We start from the raw sequence: 18,125 nt of genomic DNA, 5'->3' as shown, positions 1-18,125 counted from the left end.
GGAGATGATAGAGCTGGCTAAAAGAATTCACAGGACACTTGACAGTATAGAAGAAATGTTGAGAGAGGAGTTTGGGGATGACTATGCAATACTGAAAACGGTTGTTCTAAGACTTACAGCACTGAGGGGTAAAGCTGGGGCAGAGCGAGTTAGCACAAAACAATCTGCTCTGAAAACTGCGCAACAACTAAAAGAGGAGGTAAAGGAATGGTTAGGGCGGTAAAAAACAGAGAAGAGCTTGAAAAACTCTATAAAGGCAGGCCAGTGGTTTCAATAAGAGAAGAGGAGTATTTCTTCTGGATAGAGTTGAAAAACGGCAAAGGCACATATCTGGAAAAAGTGCTTAAAGTCCTCAGTCTTGAAACTATACAGAAAATCCTTCTTGGGCTTGGCTTTCCACCCAGAGTAGTAAAAAAACTGCAAGAGACAAAAAAGACAGACCTCACGGAGTTTTGCCTGAAAACCCTGCATGCGGGCGGGGTAATTCTTACTGGACCTGCAGGAACAGGCAAAACGCATGCGATTATTTATGCCATCGCACAGCTGCTAAGGAAATACAGGGTAAAAAACCCGCTCTACATCTCCTGTCCAGATATGCAGGACTTTAAAGCCCTGCGTGAGGCATACAGAGAGGCGGACATGATTATATTAGATGATGTTAGCAAATTTCTGAGAGATTTTCACCTTGACTTCGTGAGAGAGGTTATATATCACGCCTATAACGAAGAAAAAAGGCTTGCGATAATAAGCAACCTGGATATAAAAGACCTGTTTGGCTTGCTTGCAGAAGAGCCGATAATTTCCAGACTGAGAGAGGTGTGTGTGTTGAGGAGGGTGGAGGGCGCTGATTTACGCTTAAAACCAAAATCTCATAAAGGAACTGTGAAATCCTTGCATGATACTTAACAGGAAATCGCTAACTTTGAAAATAAGATGACAGAAGTTCTTTACAGTATACAAGAAGTTGCAGCCTTACTAAAGGTTTCACCACGCACGGTATACTCCTGGGTTGATGCCGGCTATCTAAACGCCATTAAGCTCCCATCCGGCACACTGAGAATAAAACAAAGCGACCTCGCAACTTTCATAAGAAACAATCTCACGCAAGACGAGACAATCCCGCAAAGGTTGAGAAGACCAAGCAGGTCTATGCTAAAACAGGCAGACCTGAATTCTGTAATAGTTTCCTCTTTAAAACATGAACTCAAAACCCTACAGGAAATAAACAACTTACAGCTTTTGAAATTTAAGCTCTCTCAGATAATTCACAGCCTTGAAATTCTTGCTTGAAAGCCTCTCGTAGCTTCTGCAATATTAAAGCCATGTCCTACGCAAAAGGAGCACGTATAGAAAGAGAAATAAAAGCTCTGTTTGAGCAGGCGGGCTTTCAGGTAGTAAGGTCCGCAGGTTCGCACACAGACACAGACTTATATATATATAATAAGGAAATAGGTATCTCTCTCGGGGTTCAGGTCAAGGCTCGCAAATCCCTGCAGGTCTACGCCTGGCTTTCTTCTGCAGACGCCCTTGTGCTAAAGGCAGACAGAAAAGAGCCTCTTATTGTCATGCCTCTGAAAACCTTTCTGGAGGTAGTCAAGTGGAGACAGCGGTAATAAACTCAGTAGTCAGACTAATATCTGAGGAAGCTCTGGCTCTGGTGGTTTTGCTTGCGCTAATCTTTCAGCTTTTCTACATGAACAAGGCGATAGAGCGGGTGGAAAAGGCGGTAAGCAGGCTAAAAGAGGATATAGAGGCTTTAGAGCGAAAAAAGGTAGACAAGGAGGTTCACCTTCAGGATGTGTCCGGGTGGAGGTGGGAAATACAGAGATTGGAAGAGCGGATGGAGAAATTCTTCGACAGACTCACCGAGCTTATACAACTTCTGAAGGAGAAATAAGATGAGAGGCAGAATAACTGCTCTAAGAGGAAGAATTTTACAGCTTCTAAAACAAAACATTGCAGGACTGGACAGGGATGGCATAGTGCATGTGTTTTATCAGTATTACAAAGTCTCTGAGATAGAGGAAGCCCTGCACTATCTGGAAGGCAAGGGCTATCTACAAGCAGAAGAGGTTAAGCTAAAGCCTTATATGAGCTACAAGGTTTACAGAATAACTCCAAGGGGTATCGACCTCCTTGACGGCATAGAGACAGATAAAGGTGTAGCTGTGCCACAGGAGGAGGAATGATGGCACGCAGAAGCAAGGCAGACCTGCTGGACATCATACAGTATATCATTCACCTTTACCACAAAGAAAAAAGAACTATCAGAGAAATAGAAGCAATTCTGAAGTCAGAGGGCTACAACATCTCTAAAAGCGCGATACATCGCACACTGAGAAGCTATGCGGACACAGCAAAAGAGCTTATGGAAATACAATCGGAAGTCAAAGCAGTGCTTGAGGCGGCAAAAGAAAACCCCGCAACCGATAGTCTTGAAGTCATAACCAACATCATTGCAGCCCGACTTCTACGGTTTGTCAAGGACATAGAAGCTCTTGAGTTTGATGACCCGACAGAGCTTATCGCATCACTATATAAACTTTCAGTCTCAGCAGAAAAACTGCAGAGGTATCGGGAAGAGAGACTGAAAAAAGCCATGCAGGAAGTAGAAAAGTCTGAAAAGCAAAACTGGAACAAGGAAGAAGTCCTGAAGCTTTTGAGAGAAGTCTATGAAGGCTGAAAGCATTCTGCTACCATATCAGAGGATTGCACTGCAGGGCATTGAAACAAGAAGGTTTTCTGTCCTCATGTGGGCTCGTCAGACAGGGAAGTCCTTTCTTGTGTCCTACTATGCGATAAAAAGAGCGGTGGAGTTTGTTAACCACAGAGTCGTGGTCATAAGCCCCTCCGAGAGACAGTCTAAAGAGCTTTTAGACAAAGTAAAAATGCATGTGCAAGCTCTCAAGCTTGCAAAAGTGGACTTCTTTGAAGATACGCAGACTTTTCAGCTCGAAGCTCGATTCCCAAACGGCTCGAAAGTGATTGCCCTCCCCTCTAAACCGGAAACTGTGAGGGGCTTCACTGGAGATGTTATCATGGACGAGACCGCCTTTTTTGAAAAAGGCTTTGAAGTATATCAGGCAGTCTTTCCCACCATAACGAGGAACCAACGCTATAAACTCATAGCCATATCCACACCCCGCACAAAGAAAGACCTCTTTTATCACCTGTGGCAGACCGCACAGGAAGACCCTGCATGGTTTAGCTACAGGCTTACAATCCATGACGCAGTTCAAAACGGGCTTGCTATAGACCCTGAGGAACTCAGGAGGGGCATAAAAAATGAACTCGCATGGAAGTCCGAATATCTTTGTGAGTTTATAGACGACGAAGATGTGCTTTTGCCTTATGAGGTTATTCAGTCCTGTGAGGAAGAAAACATAGAAGTTGACGACCTGAGACTTCTCAGAGGCGATGTTTTTGTGGGTGTAGACATTGGAAGGCGCAGAGACCTCACGGTGATAAGCATTCTTGAAAAGCTTGGCTCCGTTTTCTACTTGAGAAGGCTTGAGATTTTGCGTAATGTCTCATTTTCAGAGCAGTTCAAAGTCATAGACCACATAGCCAGTTTTGCCAGAAGGCTTGCTATAGATGAAACTGGTATAGGCATGCAGCTGGCAGAAGAACTTGCCCGTCGCTGGGGCGAGGCAAAGGTGCAGAGAGTCTACTTTACAGCGAGAGTAAAAGAGGAGCTGGCAGAAAGACTAAGACATGCCTTTATAGACAAAATCATAAGAATTCCTCCGGATAATGACCTGAGAGAAGACCTTCATTCAGTCAAAAGGCTTGTGTCAGACAGTGGCAATATAAGATATGAAGGCAATACGGAAGACGGACACGCAGACAGGTTCTGGGCTCTCGCTCTTGCTTTGCACGCAGGAAAAGAAGAAACAAAGGAAATAAGCCCTCTTGTCTTTTACAGCCCCGAGAAAACTGTAAAGAGGTGGTGGCATGTTGAAAGAGTTATTTGAAAAGCTTAAAGACGCACTCAAGAAAAAGGATGCAGGAAGGCTCAGTGTAGAGCCAGTCAGTGTGCTTTTGCCACAGACAAAAGACATACGCTCAAGACTTGTGGACCCACGGTTTCCACGGACTGCCCTGTATGAGATAGAAAGGGCGGTTTTCACTAATCCCGTATTGTCCCAGGTTCATAACCTCGTCATAAACCTTGCCAACACGGGACACACAGTGGAAACCGATAGAGAAGAGCTAAAGGAAGAGATAACGAGACTCGCAGAAACACTTAATATGGACGCTTTTATAAATACCCTTTTCAGTCAGATAATCCTCTACGGGTGCATATCCGCAGAAATCGTTGTCTCGGACAAAGTAGATGCTGTGCAAAAACTCGTCCGTGTCCATCCTTCTACAATTTACTTTGCCTACGACCAGGAGAAAGACCTGTGGAAACCCTACCAGATGGTGTCAGACAAGCTTGTTGAGCTAAACCCTCACACCTACATGTATATACCACTCCTCACGGTGGATGGCTCCCCCTACGGCATACCTCCCATGCTTGCAAGCCTGCCTCTTCTGGACACTACAGACGCTCTTATCACAGAACTCAAAAGCCTTGCCAACAAGCTTGGGCTGATAGGCTTTCTGGATATAACTTTCCCACAACTACAGAGAAGTCCATCGGAGACCGAGGCAGAGTATCAAGAAAGAGCTCGCAAATTCCTGCAGGATACTGCACAGGACATTGCAGAAAACATCTCAAAGGGTGTGCTTTTGCATTTTGAAGGCACACAGGTAGAGTTCAAAGAAGTGTCTGCCAGTGCAGGAGGGCTAAAAGAGGTTTTGCAGACCATAGAAAAGTGGCTCATAGAAGGAGCAAAAGGACAGCCTGCACTGCTTGGCTTTTCAGAAGGCTACACAGAAACATGGGCAACTGTAAGCCTGCACATTTTTGTATCTCAGCTTAAGAACTATCAGAGACTTGTAGAGCGTTTTCTTGAGTATGTTTACAAGCTACACCTCACACTTAGAGGCTATGATGTTAGTGATGTGAATGTGTCCTTTGCTGAGCCTCCTGACTTCAGAGCAAAGGAGGAGGAAGAGGTGATAAAACTCAGAGCAGAAAGCATTGCCACATTGCTGCAAGCAGGAGTCATCTCAGCTGAAGAAGCAAGAAAGCTTCTGGAAGAGGTGCTCTGATGGATGCTTACAGACCAGACCCTGATATAGAGAGAATTCTCAAGCTTGTCCTGCCGAGCCTTAATGCAGGCTTTAAGTCCGCTCTTGAGTATATGCTTGAGCGGAGCAAATACTTTGTAAGCTTTCAGGACTTTGCAAACATGCTACTTATAAAGCTCGAAGAGCAAATGAGGCTGCCAGAAGGCGTTAAGGCAAAGCTTTTGCAAGAACTTGAGGACATATACAGAAAAGAAGTTTCACGCATGCCCCTCAACATACTTGCACGCACACAGCCGGGCTTTTATGACTTTACAGAAAAAGACCACAGAGCCATAGAATACGCCCTGAGACTGCATGACTTTTATCTTGGCAAGTTCTTTCAAGGGGACAGAGAGTTAAGAAAAAGAGTTCTGGACTGGATGAGTGCCTACTACTTAGAGCAGGGCAACCCCATAGGCAGAGGTCAAAAGGGCGTGAAGGAGTTTCTCAGACAGTTCAGGAGCTACATACAACCTCAGACCGAATGGAAGGCAAGACAGATAATAGACACCTCAGTCAACTTCCTTAGAAACGCAGGCAGAATCTACACATTACAAAAGGCCCGAATCTCATACTACAGGTGGGATGCAGTAAACGACAGGCTCACATGCAGAATATGCCGGTCAATGGACGGTAGAGTTTTCAGGACCGAGGAGGCGGTAAGAGCGCTGGACATGCTTGTCTCCACTCAAGACCCAGAACTTATAAGAGACCTCAAGCCCTTCATAAACACAGTGCAGAAAGGAACAAGTGCAGGCATCCCAGGAAAGCTCCCACCCATCCACCCACACTGCAGGTGTGTGGTAGTCGCACAGACAGAAGAAGTAGAGGTAAAAATCCCTGCCAGTGTGGAGCCTATTGGCAAAGACAGTCCTGGACAGAGAGAGCTTCTTAAGGAGTATAGCTCGCTTACAAGAGCGGAGATAAACAACAGGATAAGGGCGCATTTGGGAAGTGAGTGGGCACGTCCACCTGCAGATGCCACAGATAAACAAATACTGAAATATCTTGGTGAGTTTGTCCAGAAGCACTATCATGACCATGCGCAGGAGGTAGGTGTAAGTTCTCTGGAAGAGTATAAAAACTTAGCCTACGACATCATAAAAAAGCCAGATAAGGTATTTGTGGAAAGAAGATTTGGTCAGGACTACTTTGTCTTTTACAGAGGCAATATTAAGGTGGTATGCTCTGACGCAAACCTTTCTATAAATTCAATGTATAAGGAAGAGGTGGACAGATGGATAGAGAGAGTGCAAAAGAACTTCCAGTCGGCCATAATCAGGCTCATTTAGAGCTTATAGGCTTTTATGAGTTTAGCCTCCGCTATCCTGAAACAATACCCTCAGCCTACTGTCATCACAACTACCATATAACCGCAGACACAAGGACAAGGATACACGAACTTGGGTTAGACCATATGGTAAAGGAGCTTGACATCAAGCTTTTGAAAGGACTGAAGAAATTTGGACCACCCGCCTACATGGAAAAGGACAAAAACAAGCCCCTTGAATACTGGTGGTGGCATCTGGATAAAATAGCCACAAAAGAATATCCTGCAGAGCTACTGCCAGAACACCTCAGAGAAATCTACGAGAGCCTTTGAAATCCTTGCTTGATAGCATGCTACTGAAAGCTTAGCATGTAGTGTATGCTTTTGACCCTGGCTTTCAAGCCTGAAAGCGTGGAAGAGACAGAGGGCTACATAGAGTTCACAGTGCGTGCTATTTCTGCTGACACACCTATACAGAGTGCAAAAGGTGAGTTTTATTTTCCCTCGGAACTTCTCATAAAAAAGCAGGCAGACCTGATTGGCAAGCCTCTGCTTTTAGACCACGAGTGGAAGGTGGACAAAATTGTTGGTGTTGTAGTTCATAGCTGGTTTGATGACAGTCAGAAGGCTTTGATGGCAAGGGTGAGGGTAACAAAAGAAGGCAATGAAAGGCTCGTCAGTCTTATAAAAATGTCTCCAAGCCCCATCAAGTCTGTGTCCATAGGTGCGGTGCTCACAAAAGAAAAAGACAAGGTGGTAGATATAGAGTTTAAAGAGCTTTCACTGGTCTTTGAAGGCGCAGACCCCAACGCAAGACTGCTTTCCAAGTATGAAGACATCACGCTTTCCACCGCTGAATGGTGGGATGACCCAGAGCTAAGAGACAAAGCTCCTCAGGACTACTTTTTAGACCCCTCTTCTCGCAGGTATCCATACAAAACATGGGAAGGGAAGATTTCCTGTGAGAGACTTAAGGCTGCTATGCAACTGTCAAGCCTTCATGGACACAGGCAGATTTACGACAGAGCAAAAAGGCTTTATGAAAAACACTGTCAAGGAGGTTAAATATGGAGAAGCTCACAAAAGAAGTTATACTGACGCTCAGCAAAGAAGAGCTTCAGGAGACTGTGGAGACTCTGCAGGCTAAACTGGAGCTTGCGGAGAAAGAAAAACAAGAGCTAAAAGAGCTTGCAGAGCTTGGCAAGAAGTATTACGAACATCTCAAAGCAGAAGCGGTCAGGCTTGTGCGTGCCGTAGATGGAGACAACGCACCCCTTCTCAAGCTCATAGACAGAGCGGATGCGGACACTCTCAAGGCTGTAGTTGATGATTATCAAGAAAGAGCAAAAGAAAAGTTCAGAAGCTCTTCAGTCCAGCAGTCTCAAGAGCCAGAAACGTTCTCAAAAGACTGGCTTGAGAAAGCTGACTATCAGGAGCTTTTAAAGCTCAGAACAAAACTCTATGAGGAGGTCCAAAAATGAGCACAGTAAGCAGGACTACACACCCCGAGCTTTTCCCTCTTTACTACGAGAGGAAGTTGCTTGAGTATGTAAAAGCCAACCTCGTTGCGCTAAAGTTCGGACAGAAAAGAAGCCTGCCTGCTAACTCGGGCAGAACCATAGAGTTCTACAGGGCAAACCCCAAGCCTGTTATCACCACTCCCATAACCGACCAGCCCACACCTCAGGCAACCGCCCTTCCTAACCTCACTCCTATACAGGTCACCGTGCAGGAATACGGAGACAGCATAGACCTGTATGAGTTTGCAGACCTCACTTCTTTTGTTCCCCTTGTGGACTATGCCACTGACATCCTTGCAGACCAGGCGCAGAGAAGCCTTGACACCATAGCCATGAACGAGCTTGTGTCAGGAACAAATGTTTTATACGCAGGAGGAGTAAACGCAAGGTCTGAGCTTACAGGCATACAAAAACTCTCCAAGACAGAAATAAGAAAAGCGGTAAACCTACTGCAGAGAGAAAACATCCCACCATTTGAAGACGGCTACTATGTATGCCTCATACATCCAGACAAAATCCTTGACCTCTTTACAGACAGTGAACTACTACAACTCGCCAGCGCCAACATGTCCGCCTTTGAAAAAGGCTTTGTAGGACAGTTTGCAGGTGTAAAGTTTTATGTGTCCACTACACTGCCAACTGTTTCAAACGGAGGAACGCCACCTGCAACGGTCTACCAGACCCTTGTCCTCGGCAAAGATGCCTATGGCATAGTTGACCTGGATGGCACGTCTCTGAGGATGGTGCAGACTAACGTGGACAGGCTTGGAAGAGTGAAGACGCTGGGCTGGAAGGCATACTTTGCGATAAAGCGTCTGTATGAGCCTGCGATAGTAAGGGTTGAGAGCAACTGATGAAAGTCAGAGTTTTCAGACCACAAGAGGTGCGGATAAACGGCAGGCTCTACAGAGTGCAGGAAGGAGTGCAGGAGCTTGAAGAGCATGTAGCAGAGCTTTTGATGAACCTATCCCTCGCAGAAAGACTTGAGGAGAAGACGGATGATAAGCGTGCAAGAGGTAAGAGAGTTTCTCAAGCAAGCTGACATATCCGAAGAGCTCATCCAGAAAGCAATAAACAGAGCCTACGGCAGATTTGTAAAACTGACAAACAGTGCCCCAGACCCACAGAAAGAAGAACACAGACAAGCTCTCATATACCTCGCAGTGCTTGAGCTTGCCCCACACATAAACCTCTACTATAGAGGGCAAGGAAACACTGAGATAGTCAGAACTAAGGAGCTCGCAGGAGAAGTAGAAAGGCTTTTGAACATAACCCCGAAGGGGGCAATGGTATGGAAGGAGATATAAGAAGACTTGAAAGCTACATGCAAGAACTGCCACAGAGGATAAGACAATCGGTAAGACTCGCCCTTGAGAGAGCAGGAGCAGAGGGAGTTAGCAAGCTTTCAGAACTTTTCAAAACAGAAGGTAAGTCTCTTAGCGTAGAATGGCCTCCTCTCAAAGAAAAATACCTGCGCTGGAAGCTCAAGAAAGGCTTTTCAGAGAAAGTCCTGCACAGGACAACCACGCTCAGACAGAGCTTTAACTCGAAAGTGAATGACTACTCTGCAACAATAGGCACTCCAGTCAAGTATGCCATATACCACGAGTATGGCACAAAGAAAATGCCCGCAAGACCCTTTATGAAGCCTGTGGCAGAGTATCTGTCTGGTAAAGCCCTATCGAGGATTTTCAGAAGTGCCTTTGAGGAGGCTCTCTGATGTGGCAGAAGATTGAAAACGGCATTGTGCAGGCTATAAAGAACCTCGGCTTTGAAAATGTTCAGCTATGGTCTGGCAAGCCTGAAGACCTGCTTAAAAGACCTGCCACATATCCAGCCCTGAGAGTTGTAATAGAAAAACATGAGCTTACCCCTCTTGACCTTTTCAACGCTGGCTTTGAAAGCGTCTTTGACCTTTCTGTGCTTGTCTTTTTCAGAAGCCTCAGAGATGACGGCACGGGAGCATACGCAATAATAGACAGGCTATACAGGCTGAATAACACAGTAATAGAAGGCTATAAGCTTATGCCTGCAGGGGCCAAGCTTTTGCTTACGGACACCTCTGAGTTTGTCTTTCAAGTTTCCTTCAGAGCAGAAGGCAGAGAAGTGCTCTATAGCGAAGAGGAAGTGCTTACAAGAAGAATAGACTTTGAGGAGGTATAGAGATGAAAAAAAGCTACAGAGTCTTGAAAGCGGACTTCCCTTTGCCTGTGCAGGATATTCTGCTCAGCACAGGCATGCTTGTAGAGCTTGAAGAGACAGAGCAGGTGAAATCTTTGCTTGAAATGGGAGTGCTAAAGGAAGAAAATACAAAGAGGTCAAAGAAGGAGGCGTCAAATGGCTGATTTTCTGCATGGTGTTGAGACAATCCTGCTCACAAAAGGACCAGTTCCTGTAAGAGAGGTAAAGTCCGCAGTAGTCTTTCTGGTTGGCACTGCACCCGTGCATACCACAGTGCCACAGGGCATGTCAGAAGAGGACTGGTATGAGCAAGTTGTAAACAGTCCCCTTCTTATCCTTTCAAGAGAAGACGGAGCAAAATACTTTGGACAGCCTACGCCCGGATACACCATACCATATGCCCTTGATGCCATCTTTGACCACGGAGGCACAGTAATCATAGCGGTAAATGTCTTTGACCCGAGAGTGCACAAGAATGCCAGCGGTCAGCCAGACCCTTCTGCAGTCCAGCCTTCTGATGTAATAGGCTCTGTAAGCTCAACAGGCAGGAGGACAGGACTTCAACTTGTGGATACTCTCTTTTCTCAGTTCGGCTTTACCGCAAAACTTATAATTGCACCGGGCTTTTCCACAATACCAGCAGTTGCCACGGAGATGATAGCAAAAGCAAACCTGAAATCAGTCAGAGCTATGGCACTGATAGATGCACCAGTAGGCTACACAGTCCAGCAGGCAATAAACGCAAGAGGAGCAGGAGGGATACTTAACTATTCGGATTATAGAGCGGTAATATGCTACCCGCACGTGAAAGTGTGGGATACAACTAAAAACACAGAAAGGCTTGAGCCGCTATCCGCAAGGCTTGCAGGAGTTATCGCAAGAACAGACCATGAGAAAGGCTACTGGTGGTCGCCTTCCAACCAGGAACTGCAGGGAATAATAGGGATAGAAAGACAAATAACCGCCTCTGTCAACGACCCAAACACAGAAGCCAACCAGCTAAACGCAGCTGGCATAGTCACCGTCTTTAACAACTTCGGCACAGGCTACCGTGTATGGGGCAACAGGTCTTCCGCCTTTCCATCAAAGACAGACCCACTGAACTTTATAAACATTCAGAGAACTGCAGACATAATCGCAGAAAGCCTCGAATACTATGCCCTGCAATGGCTTGATAAACCAGTGCAGGTGGCAATAGATGGTGTCCTTTCTGGAGTTAACGCTTTCATCAGAACCCTTGTAGGCAGAGGAGCACTGGTGGATGGATACTGCTACTTCCCAAAGGACAAAAACCCACCCAGTGAACTTGCCAGCGGACACCTCACCTTTGCCTACCATATAATGCCACCACCACCAGCAGAAAGGATAACCTTCCTCGAGGTTATAGACATAGACCTTCTCAAGAAAGTAGTCGGAGGTTAAAACATGGTTGAGTTAAAGGCAAGGCTTTACGACATAGGAGAGGAGCTTGAAGCTCTCAGAAGGGAAAGAGAGGAGCTCATAAAGAGCATAAAAGAGAAGGCTTATGTCCTTGACCCACAAAGCTTCCTGCCCACCCTGACCGCAAAGACCGCAGAACTTCAGGAGCTTAACTCAAGGCTTCTCCAGAACCTTTATAGAAGCTCAGAGCTATTGAAAGAACAATCAGAACTAAAAGCAAAACTGGGGGTGCTCTCATGATCAGCATCAACAGAGTCACAAACGCAAGGGTATGGATAGACGGCACAGACTTCATAGCCCGTGCAGAGGAGGTAGACCTTCCAAAGGTAAAGTATAAAACCACAGAGCTGAAGGCTCTTGGGCTTGTGGGAGAAACAGAGCTACATACCATAGTGGACAAGATGGAGGCACGCATAAAGTTTAACAGCGTATACCCTGACTTCATAGCTTACGCATCAGACCCCACAAAAGTGCACACGGTGATAGTAAGAGCGACTGTGCAGGTTTACGACCAGCACGGCGTGACCGTCAAACCACTCAGAGCAGAGATAAAAGGCTACTTCAAAGAGTTTGACACAGGCAAGTTAAAAAAAGGCGACAATGCAGAGGCGGAGGCAAGTATGGCAGTCATCTACTACAAGCTTGAGGTAGATGACAAAGAGATCTACGAGATAGATGTGTTTAACAACATCCTCAAAGTCAACGGCGAGGACAAGCTATCTGAATACAGACAGGCTCTTGGAGGTTAAGCATGGAGATAAAGCTTTCTGACGGGAGAACCGCAAGGATAAAAGAAGGGAAAGGTAAAGACCTTTTCTGGGCTATGGAGCATGCCAATAGCCAGAACGAGATAATAAAACTGCTAACTGTAAGGCTTGTGGAGATAGATGGCAAACCCATGAGCGAGGATGAGCTTGAAAACATGCCCATAGCAGACGCCCTTACACTGCTCAACGAGGTGGGAAAACTGGTAAGCCCTTTCCAAGCCCAAAAGCCATCCTCAGCATGATGAAACACGGCTTTAGCTATGAGGAGCTTTGTAGGATGCGGATATCTCAGCTCTCCTTCTGGCTACGTAGTCTTGAACAATTTTACGAAGAGCTCTCTGCTGACGACGATGATTGACAAAGCGCAGAATTCCCCACACAGCAAGGTAAACCAGAAAGGCAAAGAGCAGAACATAGAAAAGAGGTGCAAGCAGGACATAGAGGGCAAAAAAGGCGGGGAAGAGAAAATAAAGAAGTGCTACCAGTCCAAGCCAGACCATACATATAACATATTCCACTGAGGCAGGAAATGGAAAGCTTTGCCATTGCTATAAGCCTGCAACTTGTGGACAACGCTACCAGAGGACTTTTCCAGGCGACGCAGGCGGTCAGAGAACTGGCAAAAAACGTAGAGCAGACAAAAGGCAAATTCAGAGAACTGCAGGAAAGCATACATAACTTCAGCGAGAAACTTGAGGACATCTCTCTCAAGTCTGCGCAGGCAGTAGCCATGCCTCTGGCAACTCTTACGAAGGCTATGAACTCCTTTGAGGAGCTTGAAGATGCACGGGTGCGTATGGAAGTTGCTTTTATGACAAAAACGGGACTGCCTGAAGAGTTAGAAAAAATAACAAAGCAGGTGGAAAAACTCGGAGCTGAACTGCCGGGTGCCACAAAGGATTTTTATGAAATGTCTACCGCGCTTAAATCTGGAGGGCTTTCCGCAAAAGACATCGCAGGAGGGATACTGGAAGGCACTGCAAAGGCATGGGTGCTTTTCAAGGACGAAGCAGACCCCAGAAAGATGGCAGACATGGCAACAAAGTTTGCAAACGCTTTCAAAATAGACCCAAAGCAGTTTACTCAATTCATAGACCAACTACAGAGACTAAAATTTGCATCAGGGATGGAGCTTTCTGATATAGCCTACTCAACAAAATACTTCTCGAACTACCTGCAACAACTTGGAATAACAGGCATGAAAGCGGTAGATCTCATGTTTCCCCTGCTCGGCACGCTTAGGCAGGTAGGACTGGAGGGTGAGACCGCAGGAACTGCCATAGCAGGCATGTTTAAAGGAATAATGAGCTTTGACGAAAATGTGCAAAAACTGAAGGGTGTGCAGATTTCCCTTCGGGCAAAAGACTTCATGACAGAAGAGGGCTTTAAGCTTGAAGAGTTTCTTATTGCCTTAAGACAAGAGCTTGAGAAAGTGCAAGACCCACTCAAGAGGATGCAAGTGATGAAACAACTCTTTGACGACGAAGGTATGCGTGCAGTGTCCGCCTTGCTTGCAAAGAACAAAGAAGAAGCTCTGGCTTACCTCGAAGCCCTAAAAAACACTATGGACCCTGAAGAATATCAAAAACTTAGAAAGCAGATAGAAGAAGGAGGCTTTACAGGAATTGAGGGCATGCGCAAGGCAATGGACGAACAGGCAAGCCTTCAGGACAGAATAAACAAAACCATGAACACGTGGAAAAACGTCAAAGAGTCCTTCTTTGGCACCCTTGAGAGCCTTATGGGAGTGGCAGGCTCTCTCTTTGCAGAGCCTCTCAAAAATATATTTGACACCATCAACAACAACGTGCTTGGGCCAATAATAGAATGGATACAGAAAAACCAGAGCCTTGCAAAAGCCATAGCCTACCCCATAGCAGGGCTTGCGGTGTTCGGAGCTGTAATAGGGACAGTCTCTTTAGTGCTTGCCTCTTTTCTCAAGCTCATAAGCTTTTCCATGGGCATCCTGTCTGTTGTAGGAACTGTGATTAAAGCACTTGCAATAGCCTTCAACGTGCTGAAAGGAGCAATCCTCTTTGCAAGAGTTGCTATGCTATCTCTCGTAGCCTTTAACCCAGTTGGACTTGCAATAATAGCCATAGTCTCTGCCCTTGCCGGCATCGCATGGCTTCTGTGGAAAAACTGGGACAGAGTGACAAGACTTTTGACATCAGCATGGAACTGGCTTAAACAAAACTGGCAGAGACTCGCAAGCTTTTTAATGTCTGTAAACCCCTTCTATCAGATAATCGTAGCGGTTAACAATCTTGTGAAAAAGCTCTTTGGGGTTAACCTCTTTGATGCAGGTGCAAGGCTTGTCAGCACACTATGGCAGGGCATAAAATCACTATCAAACAAGCCAGTGGAAGCCTTCAGAGAAATCGTGCAGAAGATAAGAAACATGCTACCATTCAGCCCGGCAAAGGAAGGACCACTCAGAGACATTCACAGGATAAGGCTTGTGGAGACCATAGCAGAGAGTATAAAACCCACGCCACTTGTGAATGCTATGAGACACACACTTCAGAGCGCCACAGGCATATCAGGAAAGCCCGCTATGGCATCCTCAGGAAACTTCCACATAAACATCACCATAAACGCACATAGCAAAGACGTTGCCATTGAGCTGGAAAAACAGATAAGAGAAGTCCTCAGACGCATAGAAAACGAACACTTCAGGAGGAGATACTAATGCAATACGGCTCACTTGGAGATGTGATTTTTGAAGTGCATCAATACTACGCACACACAGAAGACAATAGTTACATCTATGCACGACCCCAGACCATACAACCACCGTCCACAACGCAATGGTTTGGTAAAGAGCTCAGAAAAATAAACCTCAAGCTCAAGCTCCACTGGATGTTGGGAGACCCTCAGTCTGCATACCAGAAGCTCAAAGAACTTGCAGAAAAAGGCGAGCCCCAGAAACTCATAATAGCCCAGCAAGTGCTCGGAGAATTTGTTATAGACCGTATAAGCGCAGAATACACGCAGACCAACGTGCATGGACAACCTGTAGCTATAGAACTTACCCTGGAGCTTACCGAATTTACAAAGAAAGAGCTACAAAAAACACAGAACGCAAGAAGACAACAAGCCAGACAAAAGAAAACCAATAGCCAGACACAGACCAGACAACAACCTAAAGCCCTAATCACCAGAGAAGGAGCCACAAAATGAGATACATCACAAAAGATGGAGACAGATGGGATTTGATAGCATACAGGCTCTATGGAGACCCATATGTCTATGATGCTCTCCTGCTATACAACCCACAATACAGCCACATGCCAGTGCTTCCAGCGGGCATAGAGTTAACAGTGCCAGAGCTTGAATATGAAGAAGATATTACCGAGGTAGCACCGCCATGGCAGACAGATTAGTGCCACAGCCATATCTGTATGTGGAGTTAAATAACACAGATATCACCACACATATAACACCCTTTCTCATTTCTTTCAGATATATTGACAACGACGGACTACAAAAGCAAGAGAGCGATGACATAGAGATAGAACTGCATGACCCAGAAGGCTTTTTCAGAGAAAATCCACCAGCAAGAGGCTCAGCCCTGAAAGTCAAATTCGGCTACACAGATAGGATCAGAAACGCAGGCGTGTTTTTCATAGACAGCTACACCTACTCAGTCAGCAGAGATGGAGACACATTTACCATCAAAGCCCTTGCAAAAGATGTAAAATCAAGTTATCGCACCATAAAGACAACCGCCTTTGAGAACAAAACCCTAAAACAAATAGCAGAAGAGATAGCCCAGAGACACGGCTACAGTCTACACTTCAAGGGCGAGGACATTCAATTCACCAGGCTTACTCAGAACCAAAAAAGAGACCTTGAGTTTCTCGCAGAACTCTGCAGGCTCTACGGTAAAACATGTAAAGTATCAAACAAAAGGCTTGTGATAATAGATCCTGAAGAGCCGGTAGGCATCTACAAACTCACCAGAGACAACATCATCTCTGCCAGCTTTGAAGTCTCAAGCCTGTATGAACAAACCTCTGAAGTAATCTATCTTGACCCGAATAAGAAAGAGACAACACAGGACAAAAAACAGAGTAAAGTCAAAAGTGGAGACACACAGAAGATAAACCGGAGAGTAGAGAACCAGAGACAGGCAGAGACCATAGCCAAAAAGCAAGCAACACTCAATGACATGAAAGAACTACAGGCAAGGGTAGAGTGCGTAGGCATTCCAGAACTTCACGCAGGAGAATGGGTGGAAATATCTGGCTTTGGTAGATTTGACAGACAGTATTACATCCAATGTGCCACACACACGATTACCAGAGATGGCTATATTACAGAATTAGAGCTATTACTTGCACCTGGAGAGAAAAAATGATAAGAGTTGGCAAGGTAGTGGAAGTTGACGACAAAAACGCAAAAGTCAGAGTGCAGATAGAAGACGCAGATGCAGTCATAACCTACTGGCTCCCAGTAGTCCATCAAAAGACACAACACGACAAACACTACTGGCTACCAGATATAGGCGAGCTTGTTGTCTGTGGCTTTTATGAAGACGACTGGGATACGGGCTTTGTGCTTGGAAGCATCTACAACGACAAAGATAAACCACCTTCACAAACAAGAGACAAGTTTGTAATAGAGTTTAAAGACGGCACAAGGATAGAGTATGACAGAACTTCACACAACCTCAAGATACACGTCACCGGCAAGGTAGAGATAAAAGCTACAGAAGTTGTTGTCACAGGAGAAACCGTAACAGTAGTCGCAGGAGAGACTACAAAAATAGCTGGCAGTGAAATTACAATAGGAGGTTAAGAGATGCTTAAAATAAACGTAGACGCAGAAACAAAAAATATAAAGCCCTCGGGAAACAGTAAACTTGGAGAGGATGGCAGAAGGTGGGATACGGTCTTCTGTCATCATATAGACTGCAACGCATTGTCAATCATGTCAACAATACTTCCAATACCGCAAGCAACGCTTGGTTTAGAAAATAACAGATGGGAGGCGCTTTACACAAAGGTGGTGTCTGCTGAAAATGTGCAAGCGGATAGCCTGCAGAGTCGGGAGGTTTCCACAGAAAACATATCAGGTCAGCAGATACAAACTCAAACGATTATATGTGAAAGTATGCAGACAGACACAGCATCGATAGATAACATTAGCTCACAGACAGCATCGATAGATAACATTAGCTCACAGAACGTATCTTCAAGCAATATTACCGCACAGACACTTTCTGTAAACAATATTACCGCACAGACACTTTCTGTAAACAATCTTAATGCAAGTAGCTCACTGTCTTCATCCAACATCAATACCACGAACATAAATGTGTCGTATGAAGCTCATATATATAGCTGTATAGTGCACTACTATTTCAGATCACCTCATATCGTGTTTCCAAACGGCTGGAGTATAGCCCCCTCTGGCAACGGTCTGGCTTTCTATGACTCAAGTGGTTATGCTGTTCTTATAGTAAGAAATGACGGCATATGGTTCAACGGTCAGAAAATAAAATAGCAGATGGGGTCGGATTTTTGACCACAGAGCCTCACGAGAGGGTGGGAGGGAGAATATGCATTTTTGCAATGATTGTAATTTTGCATAATCTTTGAGAATGCGAGAGGGGGGGTTGGTGGGGGGAGGGAAAATACAAATTTGTCGCATTGTGCGACTTTTTTGTATTCTTTGAGATTGTTAATATAATCTGCCAGAGACAGCCTCACTTTCTAAAATCCTTGAGAGACAAAGCTTTTGTGAAATTGTTAATATAATCTG

Annotated in this window: 30 protein-coding genes; 29 read left to right on the top strand and 1 reads right to left on the bottom strand. The window is 45.4% G+C overall.

Features of this window, described 5'->3' with window-relative positions; translation table 11 throughout:
* Positions 1 to 4 precede the first annotated feature (4 nt).
* From ACKRDP_RS07120 to ACKRDP_RS07010, 23 genes are read left to right on the top strand one after another with little or no spacing between them, the layout of a single operon-like run.
* Positions 5 to 223 (top strand): hypothetical protein, encoded by a 219-nt coding sequence (locus ACKRDP_RS07120; protein ID WP_304092573.1) that lies wholly within the window; start codon positions 5 to 7, stop codon positions 221 to 223.
* Entirely contained in the window at positions 208 to 906 is a 699-nt protein-coding gene (locus tag ACKRDP_RS07115) for a hypothetical protein (protein ID WP_409154068.1), read from the top strand. The genes ACKRDP_RS07120 and ACKRDP_RS07115 overlap by 16 nt, the downstream gene beginning before the upstream one ends.
* A gap of 27 nt (positions 907 to 933) precedes the next feature.
* Positions 934 to 1,290 carry a helix-turn-helix domain-containing protein gene (locus ACKRDP_RS07110; RefSeq protein ID WP_304092575.1) on the top strand — a complete coding sequence of 119 codons (357 nt, stop codon included), beginning with the start codon at positions 934 to 936 and terminating at the stop codon, positions 1,288 to 1,290.
* Between the two features lie 32 nt (positions 1,291 to 1,322).
* Positions 1,323 to 1,613, top strand: coding sequence for a PDDEXK family nuclease (locus ACKRDP_RS07105; protein ID WP_304092576.1), 291 nt, complete (start codon positions 1,323 to 1,325; stop codon positions 1,611 to 1,613).
* Positions 1,598 to 1,897 carry a hypothetical protein gene (locus ACKRDP_RS07100; RefSeq protein WP_304092577.1) on the top strand — a complete coding sequence of 100 codons (300 nt, stop codon included), beginning with the start codon at positions 1,598 to 1,600 and terminating at the stop codon, positions 1,895 to 1,897. The genes ACKRDP_RS07105 and ACKRDP_RS07100 overlap by 16 nt, the downstream gene beginning before the upstream one ends.
* Position 1,898: 1 nt before the next feature.
* A complete protein-coding gene (locus ACKRDP_RS07095; RefSeq protein ID WP_304092578.1) occupies positions 1,899 to 2,189 on the top strand; it encodes a hypothetical protein in 291 nt (96 codons plus the stop codon).
* The gene (locus ACKRDP_RS07090) at positions 2,186 to 2,683 is read left to right on the top strand and encodes a phage protein Gp27 family protein (RefSeq protein WP_409154067.1); all 498 of its coding nucleotides are present in this window, start codon (positions 2,186 to 2,188) and stop codon (positions 2,681 to 2,683) included. The genes ACKRDP_RS07095 and ACKRDP_RS07090 overlap by 4 nt, the downstream gene beginning before the upstream one ends.
* Positions 2,673 to 3,974 (top strand): terminase large subunit domain-containing protein, encoded by a 1,302-nt coding sequence (locus ACKRDP_RS07085; protein WP_409154066.1) that lies wholly within the window; start codon positions 2,673 to 2,675, stop codon positions 3,972 to 3,974. Before ACKRDP_RS07090 ends, ACKRDP_RS07085 begins: the two co-directional genes overlap by 11 nt.
* Complete coding sequence (locus ACKRDP_RS07080; protein ID WP_409154065.1) at positions 3,955 to 5,160, top strand: phage portal protein family protein; 1,206 nt, start codon at positions 3,955 to 3,957, stop codon at positions 5,158 to 5,160. The genes ACKRDP_RS07085 and ACKRDP_RS07080 overlap by 20 nt, the downstream gene beginning before the upstream one ends.
* Positions 5,160 to 6,470: a minor capsid protein gene (locus tag ACKRDP_RS07075; protein ID WP_409154064.1), complete on the top strand. Its 1,311-nt coding sequence runs from the start codon at positions 5,160 to 5,162 to the stop codon at positions 6,468 to 6,470. The genes ACKRDP_RS07080 and ACKRDP_RS07075 overlap by 1 nt, the downstream gene beginning before the upstream one ends.
* Positions 6,416 to 6,781, top strand: coding sequence for a hypothetical protein (locus tag ACKRDP_RS07070; RefSeq protein WP_409154063.1), 366 nt, complete (start codon positions 6,416 to 6,418; stop codon positions 6,779 to 6,781). The genes ACKRDP_RS07075 and ACKRDP_RS07070 overlap by 55 nt, the downstream gene beginning before the upstream one ends.
* 45 nt (positions 6,782 to 6,826) lie before the next feature.
* Positions 6,827 to 7,513: a hypothetical protein gene (locus ACKRDP_RS07065; protein ID WP_409154062.1), complete on the top strand. Its 687-nt coding sequence runs from the start codon at positions 6,827 to 6,829 to the stop codon at positions 7,511 to 7,513.
* Positions 7,514 to 7,515: 2 nt separating this feature from the next.
* Positions 7,516 to 7,929, top strand: a complete 414-nt coding sequence (locus ACKRDP_RS07060; RefSeq protein WP_304092586.1) for a hypothetical protein — start codon at positions 7,516 to 7,518, stop codon at positions 7,927 to 7,929.
* Positions 7,926 to 8,822, top strand: a complete 897-nt coding sequence (locus ACKRDP_RS07055; protein ID WP_409154061.1) for a N4-gp56 family major capsid protein — start codon at positions 7,926 to 7,928, stop codon at positions 8,820 to 8,822. The genes ACKRDP_RS07060 and ACKRDP_RS07055 overlap by 4 nt, the downstream gene beginning before the upstream one ends.
* Positions 8,822 to 9,010 (top strand): hypothetical protein, encoded by a 189-nt coding sequence (locus tag ACKRDP_RS07050; RefSeq protein WP_304092590.1) that lies wholly within the window; start codon positions 8,822 to 8,824, stop codon positions 9,008 to 9,010. Before ACKRDP_RS07055 ends, ACKRDP_RS07050 begins: the two co-directional genes overlap by 1 nt.
* On the top strand, positions 8,967 to 9,275 hold the full coding sequence (locus ACKRDP_RS07045) for a hypothetical protein (protein WP_304092591.1): 309 nt from the start codon (positions 8,967 to 8,969) through the stop codon (positions 9,273 to 9,275). Before ACKRDP_RS07050 ends, ACKRDP_RS07045 begins: the two co-directional genes overlap by 44 nt.
* Positions 9,260 to 9,688: an HK97-gp10 family putative phage morphogenesis protein gene (locus ACKRDP_RS07040; protein ID WP_304092593.1), complete on the top strand. Its 429-nt coding sequence runs from the start codon at positions 9,260 to 9,262 to the stop codon at positions 9,686 to 9,688. Before ACKRDP_RS07045 ends, ACKRDP_RS07040 begins: the two co-directional genes overlap by 16 nt.
* Positions 9,688 to 10,131 carry a hypothetical protein gene (locus tag ACKRDP_RS07035; RefSeq protein WP_304092595.1) on the top strand — a complete coding sequence of 148 codons (444 nt, stop codon included), beginning with the start codon at positions 9,688 to 9,690 and terminating at the stop codon, positions 10,129 to 10,131. The genes ACKRDP_RS07040 and ACKRDP_RS07035 overlap by 1 nt, the downstream gene beginning before the upstream one ends.
* A 2-nt stretch (positions 10,132 to 10,133) precedes the next feature.
* Positions 10,134 to 10,313 (top strand): hypothetical protein, encoded by a 180-nt coding sequence (locus ACKRDP_RS07030; RefSeq protein ID WP_304092598.1) that lies wholly within the window; start codon positions 10,134 to 10,136, stop codon positions 10,311 to 10,313.
* The gene (locus ACKRDP_RS07025; RefSeq protein WP_409154060.1) at positions 10,306 to 11,571 is read left to right on the top strand and encodes a phage tail sheath subtilisin-like domain-containing protein; all 1,266 of its coding nucleotides are present in this window, start codon (positions 10,306 to 10,308) and stop codon (positions 11,569 to 11,571) included. Before ACKRDP_RS07030 ends, ACKRDP_RS07025 begins: the two co-directional genes overlap by 8 nt.
* A 3-nt stretch (positions 11,572 to 11,574) precedes the next feature.
* Positions 11,575 to 11,829: a hypothetical protein gene (locus tag ACKRDP_RS07020; RefSeq protein WP_304092602.1), complete on the top strand. Its 255-nt coding sequence runs from the start codon at positions 11,575 to 11,577 to the stop codon at positions 11,827 to 11,829.
* Positions 11,826 to 12,338, top strand: a complete 513-nt coding sequence (locus ACKRDP_RS07015) for a phage major tail tube protein (RefSeq protein WP_304092604.1) — start codon at positions 11,826 to 11,828, stop codon at positions 12,336 to 12,338. The genes ACKRDP_RS07020 and ACKRDP_RS07015 overlap by 4 nt, the downstream gene beginning before the upstream one ends.
* 2 nt (positions 12,339 to 12,340) lie before the next feature.
* Positions 12,341 to 12,598, top strand: coding sequence for a hypothetical protein (locus ACKRDP_RS07010; protein WP_304092606.1), 258 nt, complete (start codon positions 12,341 to 12,343; stop codon positions 12,596 to 12,598).
* A 12-nt stretch (positions 12,599 to 12,610) separates the two neighbouring features.
* Here ACKRDP_RS07010 and ACKRDP_RS07005 read toward each other — a convergent pair whose 3' ends face one another.
* Positions 12,611 to 12,856, bottom strand: a complete 246-nt coding sequence (locus ACKRDP_RS07005) for a hypothetical protein (protein WP_304092608.1) — start codon at positions 12,854 to 12,856, stop codon at positions 12,611 to 12,613.
* A gap of 29 nt (positions 12,857 to 12,885) precedes the next feature.
* Here ACKRDP_RS07005 and ACKRDP_RS07000 point away from each other — a divergent pair, with 29 nt between their 5' ends.
* From ACKRDP_RS07000 to ACKRDP_RS06975, 6 genes are read left to right on the top strand one after another with little or no spacing between them, the layout of a single operon-like run.
* Positions 12,886 to 15,048, top strand: coding sequence for a phage tail tape measure protein (locus ACKRDP_RS07000; RefSeq protein WP_409154059.1), 2,163 nt, complete (start codon positions 12,886 to 12,888; stop codon positions 15,046 to 15,048).
* Complete coding sequence (locus tag ACKRDP_RS06995; protein ID WP_409154058.1) at positions 15,048 to 15,539, top strand: phage tail protein; 492 nt, start codon at positions 15,048 to 15,050, stop codon at positions 15,537 to 15,539. Before ACKRDP_RS07000 ends, ACKRDP_RS06995 begins: the two co-directional genes overlap by 1 nt.
* Complete coding sequence (locus ACKRDP_RS06990) at positions 15,536 to 15,742, top strand: tail protein X (RefSeq protein ID WP_304092612.1); 207 nt, start codon at positions 15,536 to 15,538, stop codon at positions 15,740 to 15,742. The genes ACKRDP_RS06995 and ACKRDP_RS06990 overlap by 4 nt, the downstream gene beginning before the upstream one ends.
* Positions 15,727 to 16,719, top strand: coding sequence for a phage late control D family protein (locus ACKRDP_RS06985; RefSeq protein ID WP_409154057.1), 993 nt, complete (start codon positions 15,727 to 15,729; stop codon positions 16,717 to 16,719). The genes ACKRDP_RS06990 and ACKRDP_RS06985 overlap by 16 nt, the downstream gene beginning before the upstream one ends.
* On the top strand, positions 16,716 to 17,159 hold the full coding sequence (locus ACKRDP_RS06980; RefSeq protein ID WP_409154056.1) for a phage baseplate assembly protein V: 444 nt from the start codon (positions 16,716 to 16,718) through the stop codon (positions 17,157 to 17,159). Before ACKRDP_RS06985 ends, ACKRDP_RS06980 begins: the two co-directional genes overlap by 4 nt.
* A gap of 3 nt (positions 17,160 to 17,162) precedes the next feature.
* A complete protein-coding gene (locus tag ACKRDP_RS06975) occupies positions 17,163 to 17,867 on the top strand; it encodes a hypothetical protein (protein ID WP_409154055.1) in 705 nt (234 codons plus the stop codon).
* The last annotated feature ends 258 nt before the right edge of the window (positions 17,868 to 18,125 follow it).

Source organism: Pampinifervens navoyensis (genome assembly GCF_046159715.1).
In the GTDB taxonomy this organism is placed as follows: Bacteria; Aquificota; Aquificia; order Aquificales; family Aquificaceae; genus Pampinifervens.
Note: the sequence above shows the minus strand (reverse complement) of the source record. Positions and strands in the feature narration are given on the sequence as shown.

Excerpts from the sequence above, each read along its gene's own strand:
- ACKRDP_RS07120 (WP_304092573.1), top strand. The coding sequence starts at position 5 with ATGATAGAGCTGGCTAAAAGAATTCACAGGACACTTGACAGTATAGAA.
- ACKRDP_RS07115 (WP_409154068.1), top strand. The coding sequence starts at position 208 with ATGGTTAGGGCGGTAAAAAACAGAGAAGAGCTTGAAAAACTCTATAAA.
- ACKRDP_RS07110 (WP_304092575.1), top strand. The coding sequence starts at position 934 with ATGACAGAAGTTCTTTACAGTATACAAGAAGTTGCAGCCTTACTAAAG.
- ACKRDP_RS07105 (WP_304092576.1), top strand. The coding sequence starts at position 1,323 with ATGTCCTACGCAAAAGGAGCACGTATAGAAAGAGAAATAAAAGCTCTG.
- ACKRDP_RS07095 (WP_304092578.1), top strand. The coding sequence starts at position 1,899 with ATGAGAGGCAGAATAACTGCTCTAAGAGGAAGAATTTTACAGCTTCTA.
- ACKRDP_RS07090 (WP_409154067.1), top strand. The coding sequence starts at position 2,186 with ATGATGGCACGCAGAAGCAAGGCAGACCTGCTGGACATCATACAGTAT.
- ACKRDP_RS07085 (WP_409154066.1), top strand. The coding sequence starts at position 2,673 with ATGAAGGCTGAAAGCATTCTGCTACCATATCAGAGGATTGCACTGCAG.
- ACKRDP_RS07080 (WP_409154065.1), top strand. The coding sequence starts at position 3,955 with ATGTTGAAAGAGTTATTTGAAAAGCTTAAAGACGCACTCAAGAAAAAG.
- ACKRDP_RS07075 (WP_409154064.1), top strand. The coding sequence starts at position 5,160 with ATGGATGCTTACAGACCAGACCCTGATATAGAGAGAATTCTCAAGCTT.
- ACKRDP_RS07070 (WP_409154063.1), top strand. The coding sequence starts at position 6,416 with ATGGATAGAGAGAGTGCAAAAGAACTTCCAGTCGGCCATAATCAGGCT.
- ACKRDP_RS07065 (WP_409154062.1), top strand. The coding sequence starts at position 6,827 with ATGCTTTTGACCCTGGCTTTCAAGCCTGAAAGCGTGGAAGAGACAGAG.
- ACKRDP_RS07060 (WP_304092586.1), top strand. The coding sequence starts at position 7,516 with ATGGAGAAGCTCACAAAAGAAGTTATACTGACGCTCAGCAAAGAAGAG.
- ACKRDP_RS07055 (WP_409154061.1), top strand. The coding sequence starts at position 7,926 with ATGAGCACAGTAAGCAGGACTACACACCCCGAGCTTTTCCCTCTTTAC.
- ACKRDP_RS07050 (WP_304092590.1), top strand. The coding sequence starts at position 8,822 with ATGAAAGTCAGAGTTTTCAGACCACAAGAGGTGCGGATAAACGGCAGG.
- ACKRDP_RS07045 (WP_304092591.1), top strand. The coding sequence starts at position 8,967 with ATGATAAGCGTGCAAGAGGTAAGAGAGTTTCTCAAGCAAGCTGACATA.
- ACKRDP_RS07040 (WP_304092593.1), top strand. The coding sequence starts at position 9,260 with ATGGAAGGAGATATAAGAAGACTTGAAAGCTACATGCAAGAACTGCCA.
- ACKRDP_RS07035 (WP_304092595.1), top strand. The coding sequence starts at position 9,688 with ATGTGGCAGAAGATTGAAAACGGCATTGTGCAGGCTATAAAGAACCTC.
- ACKRDP_RS07030 (WP_304092598.1), top strand. The coding sequence starts at position 10,134 with ATGAAAAAAAGCTACAGAGTCTTGAAAGCGGACTTCCCTTTGCCTGTG.
- ACKRDP_RS07025 (WP_409154060.1), top strand. The coding sequence starts at position 10,306 with ATGGCTGATTTTCTGCATGGTGTTGAGACAATCCTGCTCACAAAAGGA.
- ACKRDP_RS07020 (WP_304092602.1), top strand. The coding sequence starts at position 11,575 with ATGGTTGAGTTAAAGGCAAGGCTTTACGACATAGGAGAGGAGCTTGAA.
- ACKRDP_RS07015 (WP_304092604.1), top strand. The coding sequence starts at position 11,826 with ATGATCAGCATCAACAGAGTCACAAACGCAAGGGTATGGATAGACGGC.
- ACKRDP_RS07010 (WP_304092606.1), top strand. The coding sequence starts at position 12,341 with ATGGAGATAAAGCTTTCTGACGGGAGAACCGCAAGGATAAAAGAAGGG.
- ACKRDP_RS07005 (WP_304092608.1), bottom strand. The coding sequence starts at position 12,856 with ATGGTCTGGCTTGGACTGGTAGCACTTCTTTATTTTCTCTTCCCCGCC.
- ACKRDP_RS07000 (WP_409154059.1), top strand. The coding sequence starts at position 12,886 with ATGGAAAGCTTTGCCATTGCTATAAGCCTGCAACTTGTGGACAACGCT.
- ACKRDP_RS06995 (WP_409154058.1), top strand. The coding sequence starts at position 15,048 with ATGCAATACGGCTCACTTGGAGATGTGATTTTTGAAGTGCATCAATAC.
- ACKRDP_RS06990 (WP_304092612.1), top strand. The coding sequence starts at position 15,536 with ATGAGATACATCACAAAAGATGGAGACAGATGGGATTTGATAGCATAC.
- ACKRDP_RS06985 (WP_409154057.1), top strand. The coding sequence starts at position 15,727 with ATGGCAGACAGATTAGTGCCACAGCCATATCTGTATGTGGAGTTAAAT.
- ACKRDP_RS06980 (WP_409154056.1), top strand. The coding sequence starts at position 16,716 with ATGATAAGAGTTGGCAAGGTAGTGGAAGTTGACGACAAAAACGCAAAA.
- ACKRDP_RS06975 (WP_409154055.1), top strand. The coding sequence starts at position 17,163 with ATGCTTAAAATAAACGTAGACGCAGAAACAAAAAATATAAAGCCCTCG.